This is a genomic window from Bradyrhizobium elkanii WSM2783, from assembly GCF_000472865.1.
GTDB classification, from domain to species: Bacteria; Pseudomonadota; Alphaproteobacteria; order Rhizobiales; family Xanthobacteraceae; genus Bradyrhizobium; species Bradyrhizobium elkanii_A.
The window spans coordinates 1-9,987 of record NZ_AXAP01000150.1; the positions used below are offsets into that span (position 1 = coordinate 1).

A 9,987-nucleotide genomic window follows, 5' to 3' on the forward strand; every position below is an offset into this window, starting at 1 on the left:
GCGATATTGAAGGTCTCGCTGGTGGCAGCGCCCGCAAGGTCGGTGGCTGTCACCCTGATGCTGGCGGTGCCGACATTGGCGGCCGCCGGCGTGCCGCTGAAGGTGCGTGTGGACGCGTTGAACGAGAGCCAGGTCGGCAGGGCGGTGCCGTCGGCCGACGTGGCTGNATAGGTCAGGGTATCGCCGGTATCGACGTCGGTAAAGGTGTTGGCGGGCAGCACCAGCGAGAAGGCCGAGCCGACGGTCGCGTTCTGGTTGGCGGTCTGGGTCGNGAGCACCGGTGCGTCATCAGCGCCGTGAATGGTGATGGTGAGCGTGGTGCTCGAGGTGAGGCCGGCGGTGTCACGCATGGTGTAGTTGAAGGTGTCTGTCACCGTATTCGTTGACAGCCGCAACGCCTGCACGGCGGAATCATTCTCGTTGATGGTATAGGTGAACGTACCGTTGGCGCTGAGCACGAGGCTGCCGTGCGCGCCGGCGAGCGCGGTGCCGAGCGTTCCTGCTGTCGCACCAAAGCTGACCGCGGTGACAGTCTTGGTGTCGCCGGCATCAGGGTCGGTGTCGTTGGTAAGGACGTTGCCGGTGGCGGGGGAGCCGCCTGAACCGTTGGCGATGCCGCCTTTCTCGGTCGCGTTGGCAACGTCAGCGACAGCCGTCGGCGCGGTGTTCGATGGGCCGCCCGACGTGGAAGGGAGGAATACGACATCGGCCCAGTAATTGGAGGCGTTCCAGGTGCTGGTGGGGAAAATGCCGGTGGTGTTGGTGCCGCCATAGGAATAGACGCCGTTGCCGCTGGCAATCGCCGTCAGCGGCCCGTTGGTGACGGCGCTTGTGAAGAAGTTGTTGGTCGCAACATAGGCACCGGTGGTGTGATAGGAGGCGACGTACGTCGTGTTGGCGGTGAGGGTGACCGGCGTCGGCAGTGCAACCGTCTGCCAGCCGCTAGCCGTGGTATTGGTGAAGGTGACCGTTGCCAGATTGACGCCGGTCGCGCTCCAGAGGTCGAGAACGTCAGGACCGGTGTCGGTGGCGCTGCGGTAGAATTTAAGTGCGGTGATCTGACCAGCTACCGAGGTGGTAAACTTCATGCCGACTTCAAGCGCGCTGCCGTCATGGAAACTGCCGCCGGGTGTGCTCGACGCGCTGAACAGGCTCACCGGCGTTTGTCCTGGTGCCAGCACGGTGAGGCTGACATTGGCGGTAGCCGTGCCGCCGCGCCCGTCCGACACCGTGTAGGTGAAGCTCGCGTTGCCGGTATAGCCAGCGTCGGGCGTGAAGGTGATGGTGTTGTTTTGCGGATTGCTCTGCACGTTGAGCGTGACGGTCCCGTGGCTGGCCCCGCTCACCGCGGTGATGGTCAGAGTATCGCCATTGGGATCGCTGTCATTGCTGATCAGGGACGCGGCGGTAAGCGTGACCGCCGTGTTTTGCGTCACGTTCGGCCCGACGTCGTTTGCCGCCACCGGCGGCAGGTTGGTGTTACCCGAGGAGGGGTTGAACATGACATCAACCCAGAAGTTCGTCGCCTGGAACGTGCTCGTCGGGAACAGGCTGGTGCTGCCGTAGGCAAAGACGCCATTGCCGCTGGCGGGCGCGGTCAGCGGTCCATTGACCACGTCCGAGGTGAAGAAGTTACTCGTGTTGGAATAGTGGCCGGTGTTGGTGTGATAGGAGACGGTATAGATTTGTCCAGGCGTCAACGTGATCGGACTGGAGAAGGTCGCGCTCTGCCAGCCGCTCGCGGTTTCATTTGTGAAGGTGACGGTTGCAAGCTTGACACCGGTGCTTGACCAGAGTTCGCCAGTGTGGGTGCCTGTGTCCTGGCTGCTCTTGTAGAACCGCACGCCGGTTACGGTGCCTGCGACCGAAGCCTGAAACCTCACCCCGAGTTCGACCGCGCTCGCGTCCGTGGTGTTCACGACCGCAGGGGTTGCTGTCGGTGAGAATAGCGAGATGTAGTTCGGTGCCCCGACGGTCACTGTGCGACCGGCCGAAGGCGTTTCGAGATTGAGGCTGTCGTCGACCGCGCGGGAAAGGATCGTATAGGTGCCCGCAACCTGCGGCGACCAGGAATAACTCCATGTCCCTTTGCCTGTTGCCGTATACCAAGTCGCACCCTTGTCGGTCGAGACTTCGACGCCGGCGATCACGCCGCCGACATCGGACGCCGTGCCGGTTATCGTGACCAGATTGCCTGCGGTGATCGACCCGAGCGCGTTGATGGTGGAAGTCGGCGTGGTATGGTCTGTCGAGGCGGTGGCAGCGACGAGCCCCGACTGAAGCGTGCCCGGCTGAACGCCCATGTCGGCGAACGTGTTGACCATCGCCTGTTGTGCACGCGGGTCGGTCGGCGTGGCCTGCAGGTCGTGATTGTCGCTCAAGGCCCAGGGCCAAAAAACCGTCCCGGCACCGAACACCAACGCGCCGCTGGCGGCACGATAGAGCGTGAGGCTGTGCGTCGAGATGCCGTTGCCAGTCGTGTTGCCGTAGTCGAGCAGATAGCTGCTCACCGGCAGAGTCGTCGAGGAGAGCCGCACCAGGCCCGCGGGATCAAACCCATTGTCGACGGCGTCGTCCCACTCATAGCCGAGATAGTTCTGGACCAACGACGCGGTCTGCCCGGGCTGCAGATTTGCGACACTGGTGTTGCGCCAGAAACGCAAATTGGCGTCGGCGTACGGGATTTGGATCGACTGCAGGTTGGAGCCGACGTCATCGACATCGAAAAGCTGTCCGGTGAGCGAGTTCTCCGGATTGCCGCCGCCGATCGCCGGTGGGCTGAAACGCGGGTCGCGGAAGGTGCCGGTCCATTGGTCCGTCGGATCAATCGAGGAGTTCGCCCATGTCTCCTTGTAGGAAATCAGCGTGCGATAAGCGGTCGCGTCGCTGCTGATGCTGTTGCCCCAGCGGGTGCGCCAATAGACTTCGTTGCCGCTCCAGAACATCAGGTTGACGCCGGCATCGCGCGCAGCCTCGACATTGGTGCGCTGCTGGCCTGACCAGTATTCGTCGTGGCCGGCATCGACATAGGCTTTATGGTTGAGCAGCAGGCTGCCGTAACGGTCGACGTCAACTCCCGCCATGTAGGAGACGTCGTATCCGTTCTGCTCCAGCCAGTAGATTCCCGCGTATTCGGCGCCGAACAGATAATCCTGCGGCCCGGCGAACGTCCCGATGCCGCCGCGTGTGTCGATCGGACGATTATAGCTGACGGCGTAGGCGCGGCCGGCGCCCTGGCCCGTCGCCGGCCCGTTACCACCGTAGAAATTGGCTCCGCCCCATCCATTGTAGGCCTGCCAAGTCTCGTCAGAGGTTTGGAATACGACGTCGCTGTGGCTGCTGTCGTCCCGCACGATGAAGGGGATTTGGTTCTCGCCAGACGTTCCATCCAGCCGCGTGAGCTTTGCAATGTAGACGCCTGACACGGCGTCCGCCGGGACGTCCCAACTCGCCGAAACGGACCAGTTGCCCGCATCGACCAGTCCCGTCGTGTTGTCCCGCAACGGCGCCGGCTGATTCTGCAAGCCGGTATGATCTATCGTCGCGACCTTTCGGGCGCCCATGCCTCCGTAATATCCGAGGCGGTAGATATCGATCCTGTAGTGCGTCGAATTGGTATTGATCTTGAAGCTGACCGTCGAACCGTGATTGACGCTGATGTCCGTGGCGAAGCCCTCGATGTTCGAGTCGCCCGCACCGTCGATGCCCCACTCGCTTTCGGGATTTCCTTGCTTTTGATTTTCGAGGACGATCGGGTTGGTTGATGTCGCCGCAGCCGTTGCAGTTGTTGTCGCAGCAGCCGTGGCGGTCGTTGTCGCGGCCGCCGCTCGGAGGCCGGGTGATGCCGCCGGCGCGACTTGCGGCGTGGCGGTTTTGACCGAGCCGCCCAGAATCCCGATCTGGCCGGTCATTGTCGTGCCCGTGCCGGTCTCTCCGCCGCCAGGCAATTGCGTGTTCCAGTTCGCTACCGGTGCTACATCCTGTGTCGACATGGCCGCGCTTGTGGAACTGCCGATAAGCCCGGCCTTGTTGGTCGGCACGAAATCAGCTCCGGACCCACCGCTATGCACCGATTGGCCGTTCAACTGTGTTTGCGCCCCATTGGTGTTGCCCTGGCTCATCGCCTGGGTTGGGCAATTGATGTAGCCGCACGAACCGCAGCAAAGCGGTGCACTGGCCGGGGTGGCCACTGCAGAGGTCGTGGGGAGCATGGATCCGGTGATAGCTGCAGCAACGGCGGGCGAAGGGGTGCCGCCGAGGATCACGACGGGATTTGACGTTGCGGCTTCAGTCGTCGCGGAGACAGGGGTGGGGCTTGCTGCCGCCGACGCAAGTCCGGCTTTCGCCGCTTCAAAGGACAGCCGTGCTATGAGCGCATTGGTGTTCCCCGGTGTTTCCCGTGACCGCAGTGCTGCCAAGGACAAGAACGAGTTTTCGTCTCCTGCAATGGAGGCTTCGGTTTCCACTTTCTTCCCGCGCGGGAGAACGCGTTGCCAATTCTGCAATCCGAGAGCCGCACGGCTCCAACCAGAAGCTTCCTGAAAATCCTTCGTCATAATTGGGTCCTCACGAGAGAGGGGGGATAAGCCTGAAAAAACCGATCGAGGGGGCAGCCGTCGGGACCGGAAAGGTCTCGGAGCGGCGGCTGCAATGTCAGGGGGGCGAGCGCCATCGCGGTACTGCGCGGCCGTGCCGATGGGGATCGTGGGACCGCAACACGGCGCGTGGCGGTTCGAGAGCTCATGCTTCTCGACGCAGCAGCCGACCGTGACGGCAAGCTCATCCTTGCAATGGATGCCGCGACCATGGCACCTTCCCGCTAGCCCCAACGCGATGTGTCGGCTACAAATTAAATAGGGTATTTAATATTATTTTACCTCTTAGTCGAGCAATAAATTTCGCTGCTAAAAATCAGAATTAAACCAACGAGCATAATGAGGTACCGTCAACCTGAACGCGTGCGCGAAGTACACAAATGCGTTATCCCGTCCTATTTTTCAGGCAGAATTCAATTCAGGAAGGTGTCGCATCATCAAGAATGCGTGGGTAGGGGTTCGATCCAAATTAAATTTATAATAATAAATTGGACGTCAAAAAATAAATAATATAATGATCCGGACTTGGGCTTTGAGCCTTCGGGAATGCGCTACGCGAACGCGCAGCTTCCCAGCCAAGTTCCGCTTATTGAATTTTGTGATCCGATTTCAGAAAGAGATTTAGGGCCGGGAGCCACTGATGGACCGTCATGCCGAGTTCAAGCTAGTTTGCGACAATTGCAACTCACTGAGCATTCGGATTGACCTTGCGGAGGGGGCTCCGTCCTCGACCCCGATCCGATGCGGTCACTGCGATGCGCCCCGGGGCACGTTGGGTAACCTTCGACGCCTTGCCAGCAAGCGTGATTCGCTCAAGTTCGACCTGGACGAGGCGTTCTTTCCTGCGACACGTACCCCTGACGCGCTTGAAGGCGGTGACCTGCGATAGCGGCCGGAGGCGCGTTCCCTCATCGCTGCCGCTTGTAGGGCTTTCCCGCCGACCATCACAGGGCGTTCGGCTCGCCCGCGTAGAGTTGGCTGAGCGTTCCCCCCCCCCCCATCGCAACACTCGGACGGCGAATTCGTCGCTTTCATGCGGTGTGCATGCAGCCGGCGACGAAACCAGTCACTGTTCTCGGAATGGTCGCGCCGCCGGATAGACTGGCAGGAGCGCACTGCAGCATCGGCGCTATACTTTTATCCGGGAGCGAGAGTCGGCCATTGCAAGCCAGCCACACAGAGATTTCGCTCGCATATGCGGGAAGTGTTTAGTTCGATTTGAGAAAAGAGGTAAGGGCGCTTCGCGTCGCACCCGATTTAAGTTGCTTCGTTCTGTGGCTCGATTTAAACTATTTAAATGAACGCGAGTCAGTCTTTCGTCCGGCCGTCGAATTTTTGACCGGCGAGCTGCGAGACATACGATGAATTTTCATGTGTAAAATTGTCGCAGGCGAGATGAACCATCATCGATGATCGCCGACTAACGAAAGTGACTATTGCCGACCACCGGTCTTTGTTTGGGTGAGGGGGTCAATAATGAGGAATATTTATAAGTCGAGTGATTGCGTCCTTTGGGATTCCCTTAACGCGATCAAGCAGGCGCAAATTCAGCTTCATCTTTTAAATGGTGAGGGAGCCAACCCAACCGTCATTGCCTCTCGAATTCAACTCTGCGACGTTCTTCTGGGTGAGATTTCGGGCATCCGTACCAGTCTCGCCAGGCACCTCGAGTACACGCGCGGCGCGGCGCCTGTTCAGTTGCACAGCTAAGATATCTCGGCGAACGACGCGCTCAGGAGCGGTGAGCGTTGTCGTCCGTCGCCTTGTCGCTGTTCTCGATCCTGAACTCCTCCAGCTTGCGCCCGGACTGCAGCGCGGCGACGAGCCATCGGGGTTGTTTGCCGCGACCGGACCAGGTTTCGGTTGGCTCCATCGGGTTGCAGTATTTCGGCGGCACCCGTGGATATCTGCGGCGCGGCCGTTCGGCGCCCGGCTCGGAACCTGCATTATCCTGCATCGGCTCGGGCGGATTAAGTTGAGCCAAGCGTTTCTCCAGCTCGAGCTTCTCGGCAGTGATTCTCTCCGACAAAATCTTCGTAATCTCTTCGTGGAGAAGCCAAAGCTCGTCGAAAGTCATCGTCTCTAAATCGGATTTGCGCATCGTGCTCTCGCGACCAATTTGAGCCTGAGCGGGGGCAATTTCTCTACAAAACACACTCTCTGCTCAGGCGATAAAAAGCGCTGAGCGCCGACGTGAATGGAAGACATTATATGTGACATAAATATTATATCCAATGATTTATTTAATGCTTGATAATTCGTTTTTTATTGGCAAGCTATAGCGGAATTTCAGGCGATCTGCGGAGTTTAAATAGATAAATAATTGTGCGGAAATGTGGTTTAAGTTGGTATTGTAAGGGTTTGAGAAATGGACCGTATTGAGCTTCCCCTCTGCCATCTTCATGAGACCGTCAGTCGCTTTGTCGTCCCTTCCGCCGCCCTGCGGGATATTCGCGCCTTGCAGGCCCAGATCGAGCTTCGACGTCTCGCCCTGAGGGATATCGAGGTAATTCGCTGCCGGTTGCGGCCGCTCATGCGCCGGAGAAGCAAGCGGGTTATCCCGAGCCTGCGGAAGAGGCATGGGAGGCGATTACGTCAGGCGCCGGCGTTCCGCGCGAGGGGTCTGCGCGAGTCCTGCGCCGTGTAGCCCCTCAAATTCGGTAACATATCTTATTGCGGGTTACCTTCGGCTGTTGCAGCTTCTGGAATAGGCTGTGGGTACATAAATGTATGCATGGCTGATTTATCCAGAACTTGCATTGGAACTTTTTGGTATTCCCCTTGATTAATAATGAACGAGGCAATATGACAGCCGATTATTAAGGCGGAACCGCGGGACGACCATGTCGGCGAAAGAAATCGAACTAAAGTCCATGTCTTTAGATGATCTCTGGTCACTTCATGAAGAGATCAGCGGGATATTGTCGGCCCGGATCGAAGCGGAAAAGCGCGAACTTGAGAAGCGGCTGGCGGTTCTTAGCCGGGGTGTGGGTGGCGCGCGCGAGTCGGATGATGCGCGAACGCTCCAGGGCGGGAAGCCGCGGCGGAAGTATCCGAGAGTGCTGCCGAAATACCGTAATCCGAAGACCTCCGAGACCTGGTCGGGCCGTGGCAAGCTGCCTCGGTGGCTTGTCGCCGCGATGAAATCAGGAAAGAAAATCGAAGAGTTTCGGATCAGCGAGAGCGGTTCGAAAGGCCGGCAGCGCGCCTGATCCGCGACGAAGTCCGGGATCGCAAATCCTCCTACCTAGTCGACGAACGACAGCCTGGAGGAGGCATGCGAGCCATGCCATCCGGGTTTAGCCGTTTTGCGTTCGTTCATTTGTGCGCCCATCGCCGAAAGCGGCTTCGATCCGATCCTTGGAGCGTTTCCGGGCGACGTGGATACCTGTTTGCGTGAAGGAAACGCGCCAACAGCGTCGGTTCTGATGCAATCAGGACCGAATACGGTCAAAAGGCGTTGCGCGCGCGCAATACTTCCATTGGGGTCCGGAGCAGAATTGCGAAATCCAGTCGTAGACTCCAGTTGTCGATGTACCACAGGTCGAATTCGACCCGTTGCTCGATCAGAGTCCTCGTGGGCGTGGGGCCGCGGCAACCATGGATCTGAGCCCAACCGGTGAGCCCGGGCTTGACCCGCCGGCGGAACGCGTAGTGTTGGACCGCCTCGTCGAACTCACTGTCGTGCGCCATTGCATGCGGTCGCGGTCCGATCAGGGACATGCTTCCTTCCAGGACATTCAGGAGCTGCGGCAGCTCGTCTATGCTGGTCCTGCGCAGCCATTTGCCAATCCGGGTCACGCGGCTGTCGGCGGGCCCGGCTTGGGTGATCGAGGGTCCATTCTCCAGCACACGCATGGTCCGAAACTTGTAGATCGCAAAGCTACGGCCGTTGAAGCCGCAGCGTTGCTGCCTGAAAAGGACGGGGCCCGGCGAGTCAAGCTTGATGATGATGGCAACGAGTGCCAGCAGCGGCGCCAACATGATCAGGCAAATTCCAGCGCCGATCAGATCAATGCTTCGCTTGGCAGCGCATTCAATTGGGGTGAGAGGCCCGCGCTGCACCTCGACGCCTATGGTGCTGCCGAGATCCCGGGTCGGTCGCGCGAACATCTCCGATGCAGCCCCGACCGGAACGAAGACGACCGGAAACGGCAGGACTCTCAGCTCGGCCACGAACTCGCGCAACTCGCACCATCGGTTCGGATCCGCTTCCACAATGATCTGCTCGATGTCGAAGCCGCGTGCATGCCGGACGACAAGGCCGCTAAGCCGCCTGCGGTAGCTTGAACTAGCGCCGGGCCGAGGCAGGCTGAAATGTCCAGCCAAGCGAAATCCCAATGCCGTGAGCGCCTCCGCCAGCCCGGTGTCCTGCGATCGCGCCTGGTCCGTGATCAACACCACACTGCCGCCGGAAAACTTCCGGTCGTTGAGGCCCTTCGAGAGCAGGGCTCTCATGACGACCCGATGTCCGATCAGCATCGCCAAGCCGACGACGCCAAATGCGACGCCGGCGCCGCGGGAGAGTTCGGCGCCGATGTTGAAGACGCCGACCGCTGCGCTGAGCAGAACGAACACGAACATCCAGGAGAGGCAAACGGCGTGGACTTGACGGCGAAACGCGAGCAGCTCAGGTGGTCTGTACATGCCTCGCATCTTCAGCAGGGAAACGCAGAGCGCCGAGACGACGATTGCGGAGCCTACGGCCTTGCTGACATCTGCTGCGGTCGAGCCGGAATACAGCCGGTAAAGCAGTGTGGAAAGAATGCCGGCGATCAGGATGATCGCGACGTCGCTGCAGGTCGCGAACAACTCAATGGAGCGATAGCGGATCGGCCATTTTCGTTCTGACTTCAGCGGAGGACTGAAGCTACGAGCGGCAAACTCGCCGTCGACGTCCGCTGCAATGTTGCGGCTTATGAAATTCATGGCTTGCTGAAATGATCAGGGGTGGCCCATCTTAACCACTATTTAATGTATAATAACATATTAAATTGGGCAAGAATTAATTACGGTATTAAATGAATTTAAATGGATGGTCCTTCCCCCAGGTGCGCCCCTTCGCGCGTCGCCGCAGCGGCTCCTGTATCTATCGCACGTCTGCATCCGGATGCATCGGACGACAAGCGATGAGGCTTCTCGCGGTGCCCTAGAGCGTGATGTTTTTATACGGAAACATATCCTGAGTTTTTGAGATAGTTGGCGCACTCCTCGGGTGAGAAGAGATCGAGGAGTTCTCCGACCTTTCGCCAGGTTGCCTCGACATCGCGGGGCTCCGCGGCGCGCGTCAGGTGTTTGAGTTTGGCGAAGACCTGTTCGATCGGATTGAGGTCGGGGCTGTAGGGCGGCAGGAAGAGCATATGCGCGCCCCTAGCGCGGATGGCGTTGCGGG

General features: G+C 59.4%; 6 protein-coding genes. 1 reads left to right on the forward strand and 5 read right to left on the reverse strand.

Going from position 1 to position 9,987, the window contains the following annotated elements; genetic code table 11:
* The 3 genes from YY7_RS55845 to YY7_RS0148040 form a co-directional block, all read right to left on the reverse strand.
* Positions 1-4,211, reverse strand: a 4,211-nt coding sequence (locus YY7_RS55845; protein ID WP_433994578.1) for a DUF4082 domain-containing protein, incomplete at its 3' end; no start/stop codon positions are given.
* Between the two features lie 2,116 nt (positions 4,212-6,327).
* Entirely contained in the window at positions 6,328-6,696 is a 369-nt protein-coding gene (locus YY7_RS0148035; RefSeq protein ID WP_028169204.1) for an H-NS family nucleoid-associated regulatory protein, read from the reverse strand.
* 138 nt (positions 6,697-6,834) lie between these two features.
* Positions 6,835-7,176, reverse strand: coding sequence for a hypothetical protein (locus YY7_RS0148040; RefSeq protein ID WP_028169205.1), 342 nt, complete (start codon positions 7,174-7,176; stop codon positions 6,835-6,837).
* Positions 7,177-7,438: 262 nt separating this feature from the next.
* Between YY7_RS0148040 and YY7_RS0148045 the strand changes: the two genes are divergently transcribed.
* On the forward strand, positions 7,439-7,807 hold the full coding sequence (locus YY7_RS0148045; RefSeq protein ID WP_028169206.1) for an H-NS family nucleoid-associated regulatory protein: 369 nt from the start codon (positions 7,439-7,441) through the stop codon (positions 7,805-7,807).
* Between the two features lie 238 nt (positions 7,808-8,045).
* On the opposite strand, the gene YY7_RS0148050 is transcribed toward YY7_RS0148045, so the two are convergent.
* Positions 8,046-9,524: an undecaprenyl-phosphate glucose phosphotransferase gene (locus tag YY7_RS0148050; protein ID WP_028169207.1), complete on the reverse strand. Its 1,479-nt coding sequence runs from the start codon at positions 9,522-9,524 to the stop codon at positions 8,046-8,048.
* 236 nt (positions 9,525-9,760) lie between these two features.
* Positions 9,761-9,987 (reverse strand): transposase (locus YY7_RS0148055; RefSeq protein WP_028169208.1); only part of this gene is annotated, 227 nt, incomplete at its 5' end.